We start from the raw sequence: 18,855 nt of genomic DNA on the forward strand, positions 1-18,855 counted from the left end.
TTCAGCGGTTGCGGTACCAGGCGATGAAAGGGATCGCGACGGCGTACATGGTGATCCCGTAGACGGCCGAGGGCAGGGCCAGCGGGCTGAAGCCGCTTTCGGTTCCGGTGATCAGGGCAGCCAGCGTGATGCCCAGGGTCGAGTTCTGGATGCCGGTTTCGATCGAGATGGTCTTGGCCTCATTCCACGACAGTTTCGCCGCCCGCGCCAGCCCCAATCCGATCAGCAGCAGCGCGAGGTTCAGCGAGATCAGCCCGGCGCCCATGATGCCCAGATTGTCGACGAACAGCTGCCAGTTTCCAGCCAGCGCGGCGATCACGATCAACACGAACAGGATGGTGGCCAGTTTCGAAAGGGGGCCGTCGATCCGGTTGGCAAAACCGGTTGCAAAATGGCGCAGGCCAACGCCGATGGCGACGGGCAGTGTGGTGATCAAGAACATCGCCAGCGCCAGACCGCTGATCGACACTTCGGGTGCGTCCTCGCCCATGAAGTGGTCGATCGACCAGGCCGCCAGAACCGGCACCGTGACGATCGACAGCAGGCTGATCACCGCCGTCAGGCTGACCGACAGCGCCACATCGGCCTTCGCCAGTTTCGACAGGATGTTGCTGGTGACGCCGCCCGGGCAAAAGCTGAGCAGCATGAACCCGACCGCAATCGCCGGCGGCAGCGCGAACAGCTTGACCGTGACGAAAGCCGCGACCGGCAGCAGAACGACCTGGCAGACCGCGCCGATCGCAAACGGATAACGCCGACTGATCACGCGCCGGAAATCCGCCGCCTCAAGCCCGATGCCCAAAGACAGCATGATGATGGCCAGCGAAACCGGCAGGCCCACGTTTATCAGAAGATCCAAAACAACCCCTCCCAAAGTCGTTTCGGTCCAACCTAAGCGCGCGGTCCCCGGTCAGGCAACCGCGCCGTTGGGTCACCCGTAGCGCTGGGCGAAACGGCGCAGGATTTCGCCGGGCTGCGTGACCTCGGCCGCGTGGCAGCGTTCGATCAGCGGCTGGGCGTCCTCGGGACGGAAATAGCCGTGGTCCTTGTAGATGTGGATGCGCTGCTCAAAGTCCTTGGCGTCGGCTTCGGGGTGGAACTGCGTGGCATAGACATTCTGGCCCCAGCGGATCATCTGGAACGGGCAGGGGACTGACGCGACCAGATGCACGCAGCCCGCGGGCAGGGCCTGCACTGCCTCTTTGTGACCGACGAAGGCATCGAAGTCGGGCTCGAGCCCGGCGGTCAGCGGGTCGCGGGCGCCATCCTCGGTCAGGTGGCAGCGCGACGGGCCGACCGGCTCGCCATAGCGGTCCTTGCTGACCGGCGCGCCCAGATGCGCGGCCAGAATGCCCAGGCCATAGCAGCAGCCCATGAAAGGATGATCGTGCGCCGTGATCTGCGGCATCAGCCCCATGATTGCGCCCTCGATTCGGGCATCCATCTGAGATTTGCTGGCCGGGTCGTCGCTGACGCAGCCCGGCCCGCCGCCCACGATCACGCCAGCATAGTCGGTCACGTCAAGACCTTCGGGCAGGGCCTCGCAATCCAGACGGATGCGGTGGGTACGCTCGGGTGTCAGCCCGGACCGGTTCAGGATCGAGGCATATTCGGCGTCCGAGGCATCGGTCTCGGGGCGCAGCTGCAGGATCAGAAAGCGTTTCATGCGCTGCCCTTAGCGCGCGGTCCGGCAGTCACGCAAGCCCTCACAGCGGCCAGAACACGAGGATCGCCGGGACCGAAACCGCCACGATCAGAATTTCCAGCGGCAGGCCCATACGCCAATAGTCGCCAAAACGATAGCCGCCGGGCCCCAGCACCAGCGTATTGTTTTTGTGCCCGATCGGGGTGAGGAACGCCGCCGAGGCGGCCACCGCCACCGTCATCAGGAACGGATCGGGTGAAACCTCGAGCGTGCGCGCCATCTGGATGCCCACCGGCGCGGCCACGATGGCGGTTGCTGTGTTGTTCAGCACGTCCGACAGCGTCATGGTCACGACCATCAGAACCGTCAGGATGGCCCATGCCGGCAGGCCGTCGGTCAGTTGGACCAGCGCGTTCGCGATCAGTTCCGTCCCGCCCGAGCTTTCCAGCGCGCTGCCCAGCGGGATCATCGAGCCCAGCAGGACCACGACCGGCCATTCGATCTGATTGTAGATCTCGGTGATCGGGATGATCTTGGTCAGCACATAAGCGATCACCACCAGCCCCAGCGCGATCGGCAGATAGATCAGCCCAATGCTGGCGGCCAGAACGGCAGCGGCGAACAGGCCGATGGCCAGCCACGCTTTGTCATTCGCGGTCACGTTCAGGCCGCGTTGGGCCAGAGGCAGGCAGCCGAGCCACTCGGTCACGTCCGCGCCCCGGTCGCGCGGGCACAGCAACAGCAGGATGTCGCCCGGCTGTACCTCGGTCTTGCGGACCTGTTGGGTGATGCGCCGGCCCTGGCGGGAAATGCCCATCAGGATCGTGTTCTGCCGCCAGGCCAGCCCCAGCCCCTGTGCCGTTCGGCCATTGATGCGGGCGCTTTCGGGTACGACGACTTCGATCACCTCCAACCCGTCGCCGGCCGCGGTCAGCAGCTCTTGCCGGCGGGCATCCGAGAAATCCAGGTTCAGCGCGGCACGGAACTCGTCCAGCGCCTCGGGGCTGGCTTCCAGCACCAGCGCGTCGCCTTCCTGAAGGATCGCGTTTGCTGCGCGGCCATAGCGGCGCTTGCCGTCCCGGATCAGGCCGATGATGGCGACGTCGGATTTCTCGGCGACCTCGTCCAGCTCGGCGACGCGCTTGCCGATATGGGGAGACTCAGCCGGGATTGTCAGTTCAGCGATATATTCCGCCAGCGTTTCCGAACTCTCGGTCTGTTCGCCGCGGTTGGGGATCAACCGCCAGCCGATTAGTGCGACGAAGGCCAGACCTGCGATGGCCGCCAGCCCGCCAACCGGAGCGAAATCGAACATGTGGAACGGCTCGCCCAGGGTTTCCTGCCGGATCGACGCGATGATGATGTTGGGCGGTGTGCCGATCAACGTGGCCATGCCGCCCAGAATGGTGGCAAAGCTCAGCGGCATCAGCGTCAGTCCAACCGAACGCCCCGCCTTGCGCGCGGTCTGAATGTCGACAGGCATCAGCAGCGCAAGCGCCGCCACGTTGTTCATGAAGGCGGACAGTACGGCTCCGATCCCGCCCATCAGCGCGATGTGCGCGCCCAGGCCCCGCGAGGCATCGACCAGCGTGCGGGTGATCAGAAACACCGCACCCGACCGCACCAACCCGGCCGAGACCACAAGCACCAGCGCCACGATGATCGTGGCCGGATGGCCGAACCCTGCAAAGGCTTTGTCAACCGGAACAACACCCAGGATCACGCCGACCATCAAGGCGGCAAACGCCACAAGGTCATAGCGGAACCGCCCCCAAAGCAGCAGTCCGAATACGGTAATAAAGAGTGCAAAGAGAATGATCTGATCTGTCGTCATTGGGCCACCATAAACGCGCTGACTGCACGAGCAAGCGGGTGTCTTGATCCTTTGCCCCGCAAACGTCTATATGTGCGCCGAATACGCAATCACGATTACGAGGACGCAACATGGCAGGCCACTCAAAATGGGCCAACATCCAGCACCGCAAGGGGCGCCAGGACGCCGCGCGGTCCAAGCTGTTTTCCAAGCTGTCGAAAGAGATCACCGTGGCCGCCAAGATGGGCGACCCCGATCCCGACAAGAACCCGCGCTTGCGTCTGGCGGTCAAAGAGGCCAAGTCGAACTCGGTGCCGAAGGACGTGATCGAACGAGCGATCAAGAAATCTCAGGCGGGCGACGGTGAGGATTACGAAGAAATCCGGTACGAAGGCTACGGCCCCAACGGTGTGGCCGTGATCGTCGAGGCAATGACCGACAACCGCAACCGCACTGCGTCGAACGTGCGTTCGACCTTTTCCAAGAATGGCGGAAACCTGGGCGAGACCGGCTCGGTCGGGTTCATGTTCGACCGGAAGGGCGAAGTGATTTATCCCGCGTCGGCGGGCGATGCCGACACGATCTTCGAGGCGGCCATCGAGGCTGGGGCCGAGGATGTGGAAAGCTCGGAAGACGGTCATATCATCTGGTGTGCGGATACCGACCTGAACGAAGTGTCCAGCGCGCTCGAGGCGGCTCTGGGTGAATCTGAATCCACCAAGCTGGTGTGGAAACCCACGACCACCACCGAACTGGGCCTTGAGGACATGCAGCGCCTGATGAAACTGGTCGAGGCGCTTGAGGACGATGACGACGTTCAGCGCGTGACCACCAATTTCGAGGCCACCGATGAGGTGATGGCGCAACTCTAAGCGCCGCACCCGGTTGTATTAGGAGCCCGGCCGAACACGGCCGGGTTTCTTTTTTTGCCTGCGTCGCAGTTGGTCCTTGGCGCATGTGGGTCCTGCGCATACCCTTAGGGTTGAACCGCGCAGAAAGGAGCTGGCAGAGACCTTACGACAGGCAGGTCGGGGCCGGCACGACAGGACATGACAGGCAAATCCACGGAATTGGAGCGGCGGAATGTGCCGGTTCTGGCAAGCCAAAGCGTGCTGTCCCAGGTGGCGTGGACGATGGGCAGCCCTTCGATTGTCTTGCCGTTTCTGGCGGTCTCATTGGAAATGCCCATGTTTCTTGCCGGGGCGCTGGTTTCCGTGCGTCAGGCAGGCAACATGATTTCGGACATGTTCTTTGCGGTCCCTGTGTCCGCGAAGCAGCAGAAGAAACGTTCCATTGCGCTGACCGAGGTCGCGATTGGTGCGTGCCTTCTGGCAGCCATCGTGGTTGCGGCGATCGGGGGCTCGCCCATGGTGGCTGCGGCTTTCGTCCTAGCCTTCTTTGCAATCGGCATGATCGAAGAGGTCCAGGCGCTGATGTTCACTGACCTTTGGGGGGATCACCTGCGCTCGAAATCCCGGATCTGGATGAGCTATCTTCAACTGGGGGCAGGGGGGCTTGGGGCCATCGGGCTGACACTGACGTTGCATCATCTGACTTCGGACAACCCGCCATTCTCGCGTCACTCGACCGTGATCGCGGTGTCTGCCGGGTTCTTTGTGCTGTCCGGATTGTCCATTCTTGCCCTTGCGGAACTGTCGCGGTCGCAACCCCAGGCGCAAACCGGTCGTCGAGCGGCGGGGCAGTTCCTGTCGGACGCTCGGGCCATGTTCGAATTCGCCTGGTTCCGACGGTATCTGACCATGCGGTTGCCGCTGGTCGGGGTTTCTCTGTCGGTGCCGTTCTTTGCATTGATCGCAGCCGAGGCGCATCATGGATCGGCCAAGGGACTGACGGCGTTGATCATTTCGTCGGCGACCGGCTATCTGGTCGCCGCGCCCCTGTGGCAGCTCGTGAACATGAAGTCACACCGGGCGGTCATGGTGGCCGGGTCGTTGATGGTGGGGGTGACGGGCGTCGTTCTGGTTGCGGTTCACTATTTGCACCTTGACCACGACGTTCACCTGCACGCGATCGCCCTGTTCGTGGCGACCGTCGCGACAACCGGCATCGGCAGTGCGCGCAAGCTGTATTTCATCGACACCGCGCCCAAGGAACAGCGGGTCAAGGCATCTGCCGCGATCAAGAGCATTTGCAGGCTCGTGGCGATTGTCGGGTCGGCCGGGTTGGCGGCGGTTGCGCATATGAACGAGGTCGCACTGGCCGTCGCATTCCTCACCTTGTGCAGTTTTTGGTCCGCAATCGCATGCTATCGTCTGGTCACGCCGCAGTCGAAGGATGCGGAACGCGCCACCTGAGCCATCGATAACAGCATGGGGTTACGGGTTTGCCAGCACCTGCGCCGCAACTTTCCGGACCGCTCGCGTCAACGGTGAAAGCGCCGGTGCAAGGATACGCCCGACCTGCCAGGTCAGAGGCACATCCAGCGGGGTGTTGGGCACAAGCTCGCGCAGACGGCCATCCGCGATCGCGCTTTGGACCAGATGCGCTGGGTTCATCCCCCAACCCAAACCTGCGGCAGCAGCGGCTACGAACCCGTGAGACGAGGGCAGAAAGTGGGTCGGCGGAGACAGCCGGCTACCCGTTTGCGCATGGATCCAGGCCTTTTGCAGGGCATCCTTCCTGTTGAAGGTCAGGCAGGGTGCCCGCGACAGGCTCTGAGCATTCACTCCGCCAGGGAACCAACGAGCCATGAACTCGGGGCTTGCCGTCGGCAGGTATCTGAGCGTGCCGAGGGCAATGGAATCGCATCCCGGGACGGTTTGCCCGCCCACCGAGATGGCGGCGCTGACATCCCCGCGCCGCAGCCATTCAGCCGAGTGATCCTGATCGTCGATCACAAGGTCAAACAGCATATCATCAACGGCTGCCATCGCGTCTATGAACCAGGTGGAAAGAACATCCGCCGGAACCGCGATCCTGACTCGGGTGGGGCCTGTGCCCTGTTCCAGCGAAAGCTCGCGATTGAGTTGCGCCTCAAGCAGGCCGATGTCTTCGGCATGGCGGGCAAGCCGCAAGCCAGCCGGGGTTCCGGTGCAGGGTGTGCCGCGGTGAATCAACGATACGCCGACCCGATCCTCCAGCGCCTTGATCCGTTGCGAAATCGCAGATGGCGTTACTGCAAGTTCCGCAGCGGCGGCGTCAAAGCTGCCATGCCGCAGAATAGCGGCCAACGCGGCCAGGTGATGTGGGTCCAAGTGCATTAGAGAATCTAATTATGGCTCATTATCTTTAATTTGATACATGCGTATCTGTCGCGTAGTCAACGGACCTGAACAGGAGGGTCCATGTCTACATCCGTCATCGCCGGCTTTGCGCTTGGCTTCAGTTTGATCCTGGCAATCGGCGCTCAGAATGCGTTTGTCCTCAGGCAGGGGCTCCGGCGCGAGCATGTTTTTGTGTTGTGCCTGACATGCGCCGTGTCGGACGCCATTCTGATCGCCGCAGGTGTCGCGGGTTTCGGCAGCCTGGCAACTGCGGCGCCGTGGTTCGAGCCGATGATGCGATACGGCGGCGCGCTGTTCTTGACGTGGTACGGACTGCGCAGTCTGGCGTCAGCCTGGCGCGGCGGCGCCGCGCTTGAGGTCGGAGAGGCGAAGCGTACAAGTCTGCGCGCGGCCTTGCTGACCGTTCTGGCCTTCACCTGGCTCAATCCGCACGTCTATCTGGACACGGTGGTGCTGATCGGTTCGATTTCGGCGCAGTATGAAGACCGGATGGGTTTCGCCATCGGCGCCATGTCCGCCAGTTTCGTTTTCTTCTTCTCTCTGGGATATGGGTCGAGGGTGCTGTCTCCCATTTTCGCTCGGCCCAGGGCATGGCAGGTGCTGGATGTGCTGATCGGTATTGTCATGTTGGCGATCGCCTGGAAGCTGGTCGCAATGTAGAGGCTTGTTCGTCGCCGGGTTTCCGTGTTCAACCGGACCCATGACAACGATCGCCACCCAATCCCGCCCGCTTGCCGGAATGTTCTGGATGTTCAGCGCCGGGCTGTCCTTTGTGGCGATGACAGCCTTGGTCAAGTCTCTGGGTACCTCGATGGATCCGATTGAGGCTGCGTTCCTGCGGTATGCTTTGGGGCTGGTCTTTCTGCTGCCAGCCATGCGGGCGATCCTGACCACGCATCTGACCCGCCGGCATATCGCCTTGTTCGGATTGCGTGGGGCCGTACATGCGGTCGGGGTCATGTTGTGGTTCTTTGCGATGACCCGTATCCCGCTGGCGGAAGTGACTGCGATGAACTACCTGACGCCGGTCTATGTGACATTGGGCGCCGCGCTTTTTCTGGGTGAGACGATGGCCTTTCGCCGTATCGCGGCCGTGCTTGTCGCCATCGTGGGCGCTGTGATCATTCTACGGCCCGGGTTCCGCGAGATTTCCGCCGGGCATCTGGCGATGCTGGGCACCTCGCTGATGTTGGGGGGGTCGTACCTGCTGGCCAAAGCGATGGTGCAGGACGTGCGGCCTTCGGTCGTTGTGGCGCATCTGTCGATCTGGACGACGTTGTTTCTTATCCCTTTTGCGATCGCCGTCTGGACTCCGCCCAGCCTGCGCGACATCGGCGTGCTGTTCATGATCGCCAGTTTTGCAACGGCGGGGCACTATTTCATGACCTTGGCTTTGCAGGCTGCACCCGTCGCGGTGACCCAGCCGGTCACCTTCCTGCAGCTGATCTGGGCCACGCTTCTAGGTGCGCTTGTGTTTCAAGAGGGCATCGATATCTGGGTCGTCTCTGGGGGGACGCTGATCCTCGCAGCGGTCAGTTTCATAACCTGGCGCGAGGCCGTCCTGAACCGCAGTGGCTTGACCCCTCCAAGCCTTGCCCCCAAGCTGTAAAAGCCCCGGAGCCCCCAAGGGCAACGTTATTGATTGACGAGTCAATAAAAAGCCCTTAGCGTTTGTTCTGTTGAGACTAGGTTTGGGGGCGGTTATGCCAAAACTCGGAATGGAGCCGATCCGGCGCGATGCGATCGTCAAGGCGACGATTGCCGAGTTGGGGTCCAAGAAGTCCCTGGATGTAACCGTCAGTCAGATCGCCAAACGCGCCGGCATGTCCAGCGCCCTCGCGCACCATTACTTCGGGGGGAAAGACCAGATCTTTCTGGCGGCGATGCGGCGCATCCTTGGCGATTTTGGCGCCGAAGCCCGAACCGAACTGAAGGCCGCGGCACCGGACCAGCGCGCCCAGGCCATCATCCGCGCCTGTTTCGCGCCGTCCTGCTTTACGCCCGACGTGATCGCCGCGTGGATGACCTTTTACGTTCTGGCCCAGACCAACGATGACGCGCTGCGCCTGTGGCAGATCTATCAGGCGCGGATTCGGTCCAACCTGATCCACGCGTTGCGCCCGCTGATGAAGGACCCGGTCGAAGCGGCCGAGAACATGATCGCTCTGATCGACGGTCTGTACATCCGCGCCGCTTTGTCCGCGCCCGAGGAACCGCAACTGGCGGTTTCCCACGCCATGCGCGTCCTGACGACCTTGCTCGAGGCCGAAAAATGACACGACCCAACATTCTGATCCTGATGGTGGATCAGCTCAACGGTACCCTCTTTCCCGACGGTCCCGCCGAGTGGCTGCACGCGCCCAACCTCAAGAAACTGGTGGCGCGGTCAACGCGGTTTGCCAATGCCTATACGGCCTCGCCGCTGTGTGCGCCTGGGCGGGCCAGCTTCATGTCGGGCCAGTTGCCATCGCGCACGGGGGTCTATGACAACGCGGCCGAGTTCCGCAGCGACATCCCCACCTATGCCCATCACCTGCGCCGCGCGGGCTATTACACCTGCCTGTCGGGCAAGATGCATTTCGTCGGCCCCGACCAGCTGCACGGGTTCGAGGACCGCCTGACCACCGACATCTATCCGGCCGATTTCGGCTGGACCCCGGATTACCGCAAACCGGGCGAGCGCATCGACTGGTGGTATCATAACATGGGTTCGGTCACCGGGGCCGGCGTGGCCGAGATCACCAACCAGATGGAGTATGACGACGAGGTCGCCTATCACGCCAAGGCCAAGCTGTATGATCTGGCCCGCGGCAAGGATGACCGCCCGTGGTGCGTGACCGTCAGCTTCACCCACCCGCATGACCCCTATGTTGCGCGGCGCAAATACTGGGACCTGTACGAGGATTGCGAGCACCTACTGCCCGAGGTCGGCGATCTTGGCTATGAAAACCAAGATCCACATTCCCAGCGCATCTTCGACGCCAATGACTGGCGCAGTTTCGACATCACCGAACAAGACATCCGCCGCTCGCGCCGGGCCTATTTCGCCAACATCACCTATCTGGACGACAAGATCGGCGAGATTCTCGAAGTGCTGGAGTCCACCCGGCAGGAGGCGATCATCCTCTTCGTCTCGGACCACGGCGACATGCTGGGCGAGCGGGGCCTTTGGTTCAAGATGAACTTCTACGAAGGCTCGGCCCGGGTGCCGCTGATGATCTCGGCGCCGGGCCTGCCGACGGGCCGCATCGACACCCCGGTTTCAACGATAGACGTGACCCCGACGCTGGGTGAACTGGCGGGGGTGGACATGGCGGAGATCGCTCCGTGGACGGATGGCGAAAGCCTGGTGCCGCTGGCCAACGGCACCGAGCGCGCGGCGCCGGTTCTGATGGAATACGCGGCCGAGGCGTCTTATGCCCCGCTGGTGTCGATGCGCTATGGCAAGTGGAAATACAACCGCTGCGCGCTGGACCCCGATCAGCTGTTCGACCTCGAGGCCGACCCGCACGAGTTGGTGAACCTGGCCGGCAAGCCCGAACACGCCGGTACGCTGCAAACCCTGCGCGCCAAGTCCGAGGCGCGCTGGGATCTTGACCGGTTCGACGCCGAGGTACGCGCCAGCCAGGCGCGGCGCTGGGTCGTGTACGAGGCGCTGCGGCAGGGCGGCTATTACCCGTGGGATTATCAGCCGCTGCAGCAAGCGTCCGAGCGCTACATGCGCAACCACATGAATCTGGACAACCTTGAGGAAAGCCAGCGCTTCCCGCGCGGCGAATGACCTCTTTCGAATTTTGAAGATACGCCCACCGGTGGCAACGCACGGGACATCCGGCGCCACCGGTTGGGGCCAATGGAGACACGACCATGGAAGCAGATTTCGTCATCGTCGGCGCCGGATCCGCCGGATGTGCGATGGCCTATCGTCTCAGCGAGGCAGGGGCCTCGGTTTTGGTGATCGAGCACGGCGGCACCGATGCCGGGCCGTTCATCCAGATGCCGGCGGCGCTGAGTTATCCGATGAACATGCCGATCTATGACTGGGGTTATCAGTCCGAGCCCGAACCCCACCTGAACAACCGGCGGCTGGCCTGCCCGCGTGGCAAGGTGATCGGGGGGTCGTCCTCGATCAATGGGATGGTCTATGTGCGCGGCCATGCGCGCGACTTTGACACCTGGGCCGATATGGGCGCGGATGGCTGGTCCTTTGCGGATGTTCTGCCTTATTTCAAACGGATGGAAAGCTGGCACGACGGTGGCCATGGCGGTGACCCGAAATGGCGCGGAACCGACGGCCCGCTGCATGTGTCGCGAGGGCCGCGCAAGAACCCTCTGTTCAAGGCCTTCGTCGAGGCCGGGCGGCAGGCGGGCTACGAGTTGACCGACGACTACAACGGCGAGAAACAGGAAGGCTTCGGCCCGATGGAGCAGACCGTCTGGAAAGGGCGGCGCTGGTCGGCGGCCAATGCCTATCTGAAGCCCGCGCTGAAACGGCCAAACTGTGACATCGTCCGGGGCCTCGCCACGCGCGTCGTGATCGAGGGCGGCCGCGCAACCGGGGTTGAACTGATCCGCGGTGGCCGCACGCAGATCGTGCGCGCCCGGCGCGAGGTGGTGCTGGCGGCCTCGTCGATCAACTCGCCCAAGCTTCTGATGTTGTCGGGGATCGGACCGGCCGCGCATCTGGCCGAGCACGGCATCGACGTGGTCGCCGACCGGCCCGGCGTGGGCGCGAACCTGCAGGATCACCTGGAACTGTATATCCAGCAGGCCTCGCTGCAGCCGATCACGCTGTACAAATACTGGAACCTTTTCGGCAAGGGCCTGATCGGGGCGCAGTGGCTGTTCACCAAGACCGGTCTTGGCGCGTCGAACCAATTTGAAAGCGCGGCGTTCATCCGGTCGAAGCCAGGGGTCGAGTACCCGGATATCCAGTACCACTTCCTGCCCATCGCCGTGCGTTATGACGGCAAGGCCGCAGCCGAGGGGCATGGCTTCCAGGCGCATGTCGGGCCGATGCGTTCACCCTCGCGCGGGGCGGTGACGCTGCGCTCGGCCAAGCCCGAGGACGCGCCGGTGATCCACTTCAACTACATGAGCACCGAGCAGGACTGGGAGGATTTCCGCACCTGCATCCGCCTGACCCGCGAGATTTTCGGCCAGGACGCGTTCAAACCCTATGCGGGCAAAGAGATCCAGCCCGGTGCGGACGTGCAGACCGACGAAGAACTGAACGCTTTCATCGCCGAACATGCCGAGAGCGCCTATCACCCCTGCGGCACCTGCCGCATGGGGCGGGCGGACGACCCAAACGCGGTCGTCGACCCGCAGGGCCGTGTCATCGGGGTGGATGGGTTGCGTGTGGCGGACAGCTCGGTGTTCCCGCAGATCACCAACGGCAACCTGAACGCGCCGTCGATTATGGTGGGCGAAAAGATGTCGGATCATTTGCTGGGCAAAGACCCGCTGCCCCGGTCCAATGACCGGCCGTGGATCCACCCCAAATGGGCCGAGGCGCAGCGTTGAATGCATTGTCGGTAAGGGGGATGCGACCGCGAGGGAAACATTCCCCTTCCAATTGATCCGAGTCAAAGTCAGCTTTGGTATTAGGGTCTAGCTGTAGTGCGAAACCAAACTCAAGGAGCGAGCAGGAATGTCCCATACCCCGCATGAACTGGCCGAGGAATTCCCGGACAAGGTTGAACTGATGAGCCAGCTCAAGCAGACCGATGCCCATTTCGCCCGGCTTGCGGACGAATATCACGAACTCAACCGTATGGTGCATCGGGCGGAAACCAATGTTGAGCCGATGGAAGACCTGGCCGAGGGCGAACTGCGCAAAAAGCGGGCCGCGCTCAAGGACCAGATCTGGTCGATCCTGAGCAAAGCGTGAGCCAAAAAAGGGCGGGAACTGATCCTGCCCTTTTCCGTTGTTCGGCTCAGGTAACTTCGTAGGGCAGCGTGCCGCGCGTATGGGCGTCGATCTTCAGTCGGCGCTCCAGCGGTGGGACGGACCGTTGGTGGCAGGTCTGGCGTTCGCAGATGCGGCAGGAAATCCCAATCGGTTCGTAGGCGCTGGTGTTGTTGATATCCAGATTGTCGGCATAGACCAGTGCTTCGGCGTGCCGGACCTCACACCCAAGGGCGATGGCATAACGGCGCACTGGCGCGCCGAAGGACCCGCCCGATTTCGACACGTCCCGCGCGATCGAGATATACCGAACCCCGTCGGGTGTTTCCGCCAATTGCAGCAGGAAATGACCGGGCGTTTCGAAAGCCCGGTGCACGTTCCAAAGCGGGCAGGCCCCGCCGAACCGCGCAAATTGCAGCCGGGTGGCCGAATGGCGTTTGGTGATCGTGCCCGCCTGATCGACCCGCACAAAGAAGAACGGGATGCCCTTGGCGCCTGGTCGCTGAAGGGTGGACAAGCGGTGGGCAACCTGCTCGATCGAAGCGCCGAACCGGTTGCTCAGCAGTTCAAGATCGTGCCGGTCCTCCTGGGCCGCTGACAGAAAGGCAGTGTAGGGCATCAGCGACGCGCCGGCGAAATAGTTTGCGAGGCCGATCTTGGCGATCGAGCGGGCTTCCTCGCTTTGAAACTTGGCAAAGTCCAGCGTGGCCTCGAGAAGCTTGTCCTGACTGATCAGGGCGACCTGCAGCAGCAGTTGAAAGACCTGGGTCTGCGGCGCAGCGCGCGAGGACAGGCGCAAAGTTTTTGTAGCGTTGTCATAGCTGCGCAGGGCGGGAATGTCTTCGAACATCACCTGAACTCCGCGTTCCTTTAGGCTGTCCAGTGCTGCCTGTCGGATGCCTCCCGGTCCTTCGGCGCGGGCGGCGAACCGTTCAGCGGCCCGATCGACCGCGTCGATGTAGTTGTCGCAGTAGTGAAAGAAATCGCGCACCTCTTCCCACGGGCTGGCCTGAATGCGCGCGTCCTCGCGTCCGAGGGCCTCGTCCAGCGAGGCGAGCCTCTCGTGGGTCTGCCGGTAAGCTTTGTGCAGCTCGATGAAGGACCGCGCCAATGCGGGGGCATTGGACGCCGTTAGCCGCAGGTCCGCCAGAGGGGGGATGGCATCCGCGAAGACAGGATCGGCCAACGCCTCGCGCATGTCCGAGACCAGACGCTCGCTGTCGCCGGTGCTCAGCTCGGTTACATCCATGCCGAATTCCTGCGCCAGCGCCAGAACAACCGTGGTCGAGATCGGCCGGTTGTTGTTCTCCATCTGGTTCAGATAGGGCAGGGAAACACCCAGCTTGGCGGCAAATTCCTTTTGCGTCAGCGTCAGACGCGTCCGCATTTCGCGCAGCTTTGCACCTGCGTAGAGTTTCTGAGTGGCCATCGGGTTTTCTTTGCAGTTATTCCGCCTGCGCAGGCTAACTTTGCAAAGTCCCGGGTGCAAGATGGCTAGATGCCGAGTTGACGTTCCCGCCAGATCACGCTGCTGATCGCGACGATGGCCAGAACCGATGTGGCCAACATCAACCACAACAGCGGCATGGCGCCGGTTTCATTGGTCAGCATCGCACCGGCCAGGGCGCTGAGAGCTGCGCCGCCGCCCAGCATGATCGCGCCACTTAGCCCGGATGCGGTCGCAGCCAGATGTGGTCGCACGGAAAGCGATCCGGCGGTTGCATTCGGGATCGACATGCCGTTGCCCAAGCCGACGAATGTCATAAACCCGAAAAAGCTGAGCGCCGAGCCCAAACCGGCCAGAAACAGAACCGCCGACAACGCGACGCCGATTGCGTTCAGCCAGCAGCCCCAGCGCACCATCCGGTTCACGCCATAGCGCACTGAGTACCGGCCGCTGATGAAGTTCCCGAAGAAGTAGCCGACAGCAGGGGCGCCGAAATAGATTCCGACTTCTGCGGCGGTCAGGCCAAAGATCTCGGTGCCGATGAAAGGCGCGCCACCCAGATAGGCGAAGAACGCGCCAGACGACAACGCGGATGACAGCGAATACCCCCAGAACCGCGGAGAAGTCAGCAGCTCTGGATACTCCCGAAACTGTTGGATCAGGGTTTTGCCGCTCTTGGCCGAGGTTTCTCCGAAGTCATGATAGGTCAGCGCCAGCGCGAAGGCGGCCAGTCCGAAAGGCAGCCAGAAATTGGCCTTCCAGCCAAAGCTTTCCTCCAGAATACCCCCGATGGCCGGTCCGATCATCGGCACGACGGCCATGCCCATGGTGACATAACCGATCATGGATGCGGCCTGATCCTGGTCATACATATCGCGCACCGCTGCGCGGCTGAGGACGATCCCCACGACGATAACGGCCTGCCCCATGCGGAAGGCAAGAAATGTCTCGACGTTTGGGGCGTAGATGCACCCCAGCGTTGCCAGCAGAAACAGCACCAGACCCCACAGCAACACCGGTCGCCGCCCGGCCTTGTCGGCGATCGGACCGATCAGAATCTGCAGAACGGCGTTGATCAGCAGATACAACGCAATCGAAAGCTGCATGACCTTGTAGTCGGCCTCAAAATAGGCTGCCATGAAAGGCAGGCTGGGAAGGAACAGGTTCATGCTGAGCGCCGACAGTCCCGACAGCAGGACAAGCGTTAGCAGCTTGGGTGGAGAGCGGTGCGTAGACGTGGAACTGAACTGCATGGTTCACTCATAATTCCGGTATTCGGGAAAGGCCATGCCGATGCACAAACATTAACTGATTTGCAATTCTCAGAAATGTAATTGCCAAAAATTTGCAAATTTGCCGAAAAGGCCTTTGGGTGATGCGGAGCAATCTATATTGTCGCCACAAATTTGACAGGGGAAAATCGTGATGAAGGACATCCTTGCCGAGCTTGAGAACCGCCGTGAGGACGCGCGCCTGGGTGGCGGGCAAAAACGGATCGATGCGCAGCATGCGCGGGGCAAGCTGACGGCGCGCGAGCGGATCGAGCTGCTGGTCGATGAGGGCAGCTTTGAAGAGTTCGACATGTTCGTGACCCATCGCTGCACCGATTTCGGCATGGAAAAACAAAAACCTGCCGGGGATGGCGTTGTGACCGGCTGGGGTACGATCAATGGCCGCATGGTCTATGTGTTCAGCCAGGACTTTACGGTGTTTGGCGGGTCTCTGTCGGAAACGCATGCGCAGAAGATCTGCAAGATCATGGATATGGCCATGCAGAACGGCGCGCCTGTAATCGGCATCAACGACTCGGGAGGGGCGCGAATCCAGGAAGGTGTCGCCTCGCTGGCGGGCTATGCCGAGGTGTTCCAGCGCAACATCATGGCCTCGGGTGTGGTGCCGCAGATCTCAGTGATCATGGGTCCCTGTGCCGGTGGCGCGGTCTACAGCCCGGCGATGACCGACTTCATCTTCATGGTCAAAGACACTTCCTATATGTTCGTGACTGGCCCCGACGTGGTGAAGACCGTCACCAACGAGGTCGTCACCGCCGAAGAACTGGGCGGGGCGTCGACCCATACCAAGAAGTCCAGTGTGGCTGATGGCGCTTTCGAAAACGATGTCGAGGCGCTGGCCGAGGTGCGGCGACTGGTGGACTTCCTGCCGCTCAACAACCGGGAAAAGCCGCCCGTGCGCCCGTTCTTTGACGAGCCGGGGCGGATTGAGACTTCTCTGGACACGCTGGTCCCGGAAAACCCCAACACCCCCTACGACATGAAGGAACTGATCACCAAGGTAGCCGATGAGGGTGATTTCTATGAAATCCAGGAGGATTTCGCGAAAAACATCATCACTGGTTTCATTCGGCTTGAGGGGCAGACCGTCGGCGTGGTGGCAAACCAGCCGATGGTTCTGGCGGGGTGTCTGGACATTGACAGCAGCCGCAAGGCCGCACGGTTTGTACGGTTCTGCGACTGTTTTGAGATTCCGATCCTGACCCTGGTGGACGTTCCCGGCTTTTTGCCCGGCACCAGTCAGGAATATGGCGGTGTCATCAAACATGGCGCCAAACTGTTGTTTGCCTATGGCGAAGCGACTGTGCCCAAGGTGACCGTGATCACCCGCAAGGCTTACGGCGGCGCCTATGACGTCATGGCGTCAAAGCACCTGCGCGGTGATTTCAACTATGCCTGGCCAACCGCCGAAATCGCGGTGATGGGCGCGAAAGGAGCAACCGAAATCATCCACCGCGCCGATCTGGGAGATCCGGACAAGATCGCGAAGCACACCCAGGACTATGAGGATCGGTTCGCCAACCCGTTTGTCGCCGCCGAACGCGGCTTCATCGACGAGGTGATCATGCCGCACTCGACGCGCCGCCGTGTGTCGCGGGCCTTTGCCAGCCTGCGCAACAAGCAGCTGAAGAACCCTTGGAAGAAACACGACAACATTCCGCTGTAATCAGCCGGGTCGCTTTGCCCCGGTTCGATCCACGAATGTTCCCGATTGACCGCTGACACAAAACCGTTTCATGATCCCAGCCACCAGATACGAAACAGCGCAGGAGATGATCCTGGCGCCTGCGACCCCGGAAGGAGGAGCCTGCCTGTGGCAGGTCCGGGGTCGCGCTCTTGTTCTGGCTTTCATGTGTTTTGGATCGCCCGGTTTCGCGCAGGACGGGAACCTGTTGCCGGTTCCATCCGGCCAGCCGGTGACACTTGAGGACGTTCTGGTCGATACCAACCCCGGCGAACTCTGGCTGCGGTTTCGATTTGTCGCACCCAAGATCGGCGATGAGGTGGGCGGTATCGGCTATGACGTGGCCGCGACCGACATGGAGCATCTGTGTCAGACACTGGCCATTCCTTATGTCGCGCACCATCAACTCAGCCCGGCGCGGGTCGTGATCTCGCTGTCCGACCGCCCGGTGGAATTCGGCAACTCGTCTCCGGACGCGACGCAGTATTTTGAAGCCTACCGGTTGGAGCAATCCGCATGTATCTGGGAGGGACTCTGAACATGATTTCCCGATCTCATGTCGTCGGAGCATTCCGAGAAACTGATGCGGCTTTGGAGACACGCATGACACATTCATCCCTGCGCGGGTGCCCGTCGCGGACCGGTTTTTTGAACGAGGTGCCGGCATGTTGAAGCACCGTGGTTTCCCCGGACGGCTGCCGGGAACCGATTTCCAGTTCACGATCCGCCGGGCAAACCCCAAGGGCGTGACGCCATTGACCCGTCGTGAACGCTATCGGGACCGAAAAGCCGCGGACAAGCGTGCCGATACGGCATTCCTCGAAGCTTTGTGGGAGCATTTCGGGGATCAGCCGTTTGAACGCGGAAATCTGGACGCTGGTCGCCTCAGCTGGCTGTTTGGGCGCGAGGTCGTGCCTGCCGAGGATCCGTTCGATCCGGCCAGCTATGATGCGTTGCTGAAGATCGACTTTGAGACCGCGCGGCAATCCTTCCCCGATATCTTCGGTGGGGAGGCGTAGTTCAGCATGAGCCTTCAGCCAAATATTATGGGTTCATCTGCTTGGCGCACGATCCGGCGGCGACCGGGTATGCGGTCCAGTCGGCGCCCAGTGATGGCTGAAGTCTGTGCCGGAACCCGTTGCAAACCGGGCTCTTTCGGCACGAACCTGCGCGCCGTTTCCGGGAATGGGCAATTTCCAGCCGGAATTTCCGGCGTTGCAATTGATCCGTTGGCGGCCGCATTTTTGCTGTGCAAGGTGAACGGGCCGTGCGGCTCGACTTTGCCTGCGCCGCACATGCACCTACTATTCCGTACCCCTTCCTTCCGCGGGCAGGACCGTGTTTCCAACACAGACCTGCCCGCGCTTTTCTTTGGCCGTACTGCGGACCCAAGGCGGCAAAAACCTGCGCAAAGCCCTGTTTCACCCCGTTTGATATTGAATAACAAAGCCCGTTTCAGGCATTTGCTGTTCAATTCGACAAGAAACCAAAAGGGGCAGTATACATGCGAATCTCACGAGTTTTCCTTGCGCTCGCAACCTGTGGCGGGTTGGCAGCCTGCGGTGATTCAACCGGGGAACAGGCGCTGCTTGGCGGCGGAGTCGGGGCTGTCGGGGCTGCGGTTCTCAGCGCGGACCCGATCCTTGGGGCTGCGGTCGGTGCGGCCGGCAACGTGCTGTATTGCAAGACGCAAAACAACTGTAACTGATACCGGTTTTCCGGGGCGCGCGCCGTCCCGGTCATCATTTGACGGAACGCCGTTGCGGGGCATCAGCCCGGCAACGGCGTTTTCGTTTGTCCAGAACACAAAGACAGAGG

General features: G+C 61.8%; 18 protein-coding genes. 12 read left to right on the forward strand and 6 right to left on the reverse strand.

The genetic code is table 11. The features are described from left to right. Position 1: 1 nt before the first annotated feature. The 3 genes from GOW72_RS05065 to GOW72_RS05075 all read right to left on the reverse strand — a co-directional run bounded on the left by GOW72_RS05065 (position 2) and on the right by GOW72_RS05075 (position 3,479). Positions 2 to 859: a bile acid:sodium symporter family protein gene (locus GOW72_RS05065; RefSeq protein ID WP_170365633.1), complete on the reverse strand. Its 858-nt coding sequence runs from the start codon at positions 857 to 859 to the stop codon at positions 2 to 4. A gap of 72 nt (positions 860 to 931) precedes the next feature. After that, entirely contained in the window at positions 932 to 1,666 is a 735-nt protein-coding gene (locus GOW72_RS05070; protein ID WP_170365635.1) for a glutamine amidotransferase, read from the reverse strand. Between the two features lie 40 nt (positions 1,667 to 1,706). Further along, a complete protein-coding gene (locus tag GOW72_RS05075) occupies positions 1,707 to 3,479 on the reverse strand; it encodes an SLC13 family permease (protein WP_170365637.1) in 1,773 nt (590 codons plus the stop codon). A gap of 110 nt (positions 3,480 to 3,589) precedes the next feature. On the opposite strand from GOW72_RS05075, the gene GOW72_RS05080 reads away from it, so the two are divergent. Both GOW72_RS05080 and GOW72_RS05085 read left to right on the forward strand, forming a co-directional pair. Beyond that, complete coding sequence (locus GOW72_RS05080; RefSeq protein ID WP_170340180.1) at positions 3,590 to 4,330, forward strand: YebC/PmpR family DNA-binding transcriptional regulator; 741 nt, start codon at positions 3,590 to 3,592, stop codon at positions 4,328 to 4,330. A 177-nt stretch (positions 4,331 to 4,507) separates the two neighbouring features. Beyond that, complete coding sequence (locus GOW72_RS05085; protein WP_170365639.1) at positions 4,508 to 5,773, forward strand: permease; 1,266 nt, start codon at positions 4,508 to 4,510, stop codon at positions 5,771 to 5,773. A gap of 21 nt (positions 5,774 to 5,794) precedes the next feature. On the opposite strand, the gene GOW72_RS05090 is transcribed toward GOW72_RS05085, so the two are convergent. Beyond that, positions 5,795 to 6,679, reverse strand: a complete 885-nt coding sequence (locus GOW72_RS05090) for a LysR family transcriptional regulator ArgP (protein ID WP_170365642.1) — start codon at positions 6,677 to 6,679, stop codon at positions 5,795 to 5,797. 84 nt (positions 6,680 to 6,763) lie between these two features. Here GOW72_RS05090 and GOW72_RS05095 point away from each other — a divergent pair, with 84 nt between their 5' ends. The 6 genes from GOW72_RS05095 (at position 6,764) to GOW72_RS05120 (ending at position 12,596) form a co-directional block, all read left to right on the forward strand. Further along, positions 6,764 to 7,363 (forward strand): LysE/ArgO family amino acid transporter, encoded by a 600-nt coding sequence (locus GOW72_RS05095; RefSeq protein ID WP_093964771.1) that lies wholly within the window; start codon positions 6,764 to 6,766, stop codon positions 7,361 to 7,363. A 40-nt stretch (positions 7,364 to 7,403) separates the two neighbouring features. Continuing rightward, a complete protein-coding gene (locus tag GOW72_RS05100) occupies positions 7,404 to 8,312 on the forward strand; it encodes a DMT family transporter (RefSeq protein WP_170365644.1) in 909 nt (302 codons plus the stop codon). Between the two features lie 94 nt (positions 8,313 to 8,406). Next, positions 8,407 to 8,979, forward strand: coding sequence for a choline-binding transcriptional repressor BetI (betI, locus tag GOW72_RS05105; protein WP_170365646.1), 573 nt, complete (start codon positions 8,407 to 8,409; stop codon positions 8,977 to 8,979). Beyond that, on the forward strand, positions 8,976 to 10,484 hold the full coding sequence (gene betC / locus GOW72_RS05110; RefSeq protein WP_170365648.1) for a choline-sulfatase: 1,509 nt from the start codon (positions 8,976 to 8,978) through the stop codon (positions 10,482 to 10,484). The genes betI and betC overlap by 4 nt, the downstream gene beginning before the upstream one ends. 86 nt (positions 10,485 to 10,570) lie before the next feature. Further along, on the forward strand, positions 10,571 to 12,229 hold the full coding sequence (gene betA / locus GOW72_RS05115) for a choline dehydrogenase (protein WP_170365651.1): 1,659 nt from the start codon (positions 10,571 to 10,573) through the stop codon (positions 12,227 to 12,229). Between the two features lie 127 nt (positions 12,230 to 12,356). Next, on the forward strand, positions 12,357 to 12,596 hold the full coding sequence (locus tag GOW72_RS05120) for an HP1242/YdcH family protein (RefSeq protein WP_093964776.1): 240 nt from the start codon (positions 12,357 to 12,359) through the stop codon (positions 12,594 to 12,596). A 46-nt stretch (positions 12,597 to 12,642) separates the two neighbouring features. On the opposite strand, the gene GOW72_RS05125 is transcribed toward GOW72_RS05120, so the two are convergent. Then, positions 12,643 to 14,043: a helix-turn-helix domain-containing protein gene (locus tag GOW72_RS05125; protein WP_170364638.1), complete on the reverse strand. Its 1,401-nt coding sequence runs from the start codon at positions 14,041 to 14,043 to the stop codon at positions 12,643 to 12,645. Between the two features lie 65 nt (positions 14,044 to 14,108). Further along, entirely contained in the window at positions 14,109 to 15,314 is a 1,206-nt protein-coding gene (locus tag GOW72_RS05130) for a multidrug effflux MFS transporter (protein WP_093964778.1), read from the reverse strand. A gap of 172 nt (positions 15,315 to 15,486) precedes the next feature. Here GOW72_RS05130 and GOW72_RS05135 point away from each other — a divergent pair, with 172 nt between their 5' ends. The 4 genes from GOW72_RS05135 to GOW72_RS18945 all read left to right on the forward strand — a co-directional run bounded on the left by GOW72_RS05135 (position 15,487) and on the right by GOW72_RS18945 (position 18,745). Next, the gene (locus GOW72_RS05135) at positions 15,487 to 17,019 is read left to right on the forward strand and encodes an acyl-CoA carboxylase subunit beta (protein ID WP_170340194.1); all 1,533 of its coding nucleotides are present in this window, start codon (positions 15,487 to 15,489) and stop codon (positions 17,017 to 17,019) included. Positions 17,020 to 17,089: 70 nt separating this feature from the next. Continuing rightward, on the forward strand, positions 17,090 to 17,575 hold the full coding sequence (locus GOW72_RS05140; RefSeq protein WP_170365654.1) for a DUF6497 family protein: 486 nt from the start codon (positions 17,090 to 17,092) through the stop codon (positions 17,573 to 17,575). A 127-nt stretch (positions 17,576 to 17,702) separates the two neighbouring features. Then, positions 17,703 to 18,056 (forward strand): hypothetical protein, encoded by a 354-nt coding sequence (locus tag GOW72_RS05145; RefSeq protein WP_170340793.1) that lies wholly within the window; start codon positions 17,703 to 17,705, stop codon positions 18,054 to 18,056. A 485-nt stretch (positions 18,057 to 18,541) separates the two neighbouring features. Next, entirely contained in the window at positions 18,542 to 18,745 is a 204-nt protein-coding gene (locus tag GOW72_RS18945; protein WP_093964781.1) for a hypothetical protein, read from the forward strand. Positions 18,746 to 18,855 lie beyond the last annotated feature (110 nt).

Origin of the sequence: Ruegeria arenilitoris (assembly GCF_013032855.1) — a bacterium.
Lineage (GTDB): Bacteria > Pseudomonadota > Alphaproteobacteria > Rhodobacterales > Rhodobacteraceae > Ruegeria > Ruegeria arenilitoris.

Bases quoted from the DNA above. Each gene is read 5' to 3' on its own strand.
- GOW72_RS05070 (WP_170365635.1), bottom strand. From the start codon at position 1,666: ATGAAACGCTTTCTGATCCTGCAGCTGCGCCCCGAGACCGATGCCTCG.
- GOW72_RS05075 (WP_170365637.1), bottom strand. From the start codon at position 3,479: ATGACGACAGATCAGATCATTCTCTTTGCACTCTTTATTACCGTATTC.
- GOW72_RS05080 (WP_170340180.1), top strand. From the start codon at position 3,590: ATGGCAGGCCACTCAAAATGGGCCAACATCCAGCACCGCAAGGGGCGC.
- GOW72_RS05085 (WP_170365639.1), top strand. From the start codon at position 4,508: ATGACAGGCAAATCCACGGAATTGGAGCGGCGGAATGTGCCGGTTCTG.
- GOW72_RS05090 (WP_170365642.1), bottom strand. From the start codon at position 6,679: ATGCACTTGGACCCACATCACCTGGCCGCGTTGGCCGCTATTCTGCGG.
- GOW72_RS05095 (WP_093964771.1), top strand. From the start codon at position 6,764: ATGTCTACATCCGTCATCGCCGGCTTTGCGCTTGGCTTCAGTTTGATC.
- GOW72_RS05100 (WP_170365644.1), top strand. From the start codon at position 7,404: ATGACAACGATCGCCACCCAATCCCGCCCGCTTGCCGGAATGTTCTGG.
- betI (WP_170365646.1), top strand. From the start codon at position 8,407: ATGCCAAAACTCGGAATGGAGCCGATCCGGCGCGATGCGATCGTCAAG.
- betC (WP_170365648.1), top strand. From the start codon at position 8,976: ATGACACGACCCAACATTCTGATCCTGATGGTGGATCAGCTCAACGGT.
- betA (WP_170365651.1), top strand. From the start codon at position 10,571: ATGGAAGCAGATTTCGTCATCGTCGGCGCCGGATCCGCCGGATGTGCG.
- GOW72_RS05120 (WP_093964776.1), top strand. From the start codon at position 12,357: ATGTCCCATACCCCGCATGAACTGGCCGAGGAATTCCCGGACAAGGTT.
- GOW72_RS05125 (WP_170364638.1), bottom strand. From the start codon at position 14,043: ATGGCCACTCAGAAACTCTACGCAGGTGCAAAGCTGCGCGAAATGCGG.
- GOW72_RS05130 (WP_093964778.1), bottom strand. From the start codon at position 15,314: ATGCAGTTCAGTTCCACGTCTACGCACCGCTCTCCACCCAAGCTGCTA.
- GOW72_RS05135 (WP_170340194.1), top strand. From the start codon at position 15,487: ATGAAGGACATCCTTGCCGAGCTTGAGAACCGCCGTGAGGACGCGCGC.
- GOW72_RS05140 (WP_170365654.1), top strand. From the start codon at position 17,090: ATGATCCCAGCCACCAGATACGAAACAGCGCAGGAGATGATCCTGGCG.
- GOW72_RS05145 (WP_170340793.1), top strand. From the start codon at position 17,703: ATGTTGAAGCACCGTGGTTTCCCCGGACGGCTGCCGGGAACCGATTTC.
- GOW72_RS18945 (WP_093964781.1), top strand. From the start codon at position 18,542: ATGCGAATCTCACGAGTTTTCCTTGCGCTCGCAACCTGTGGCGGGTTG.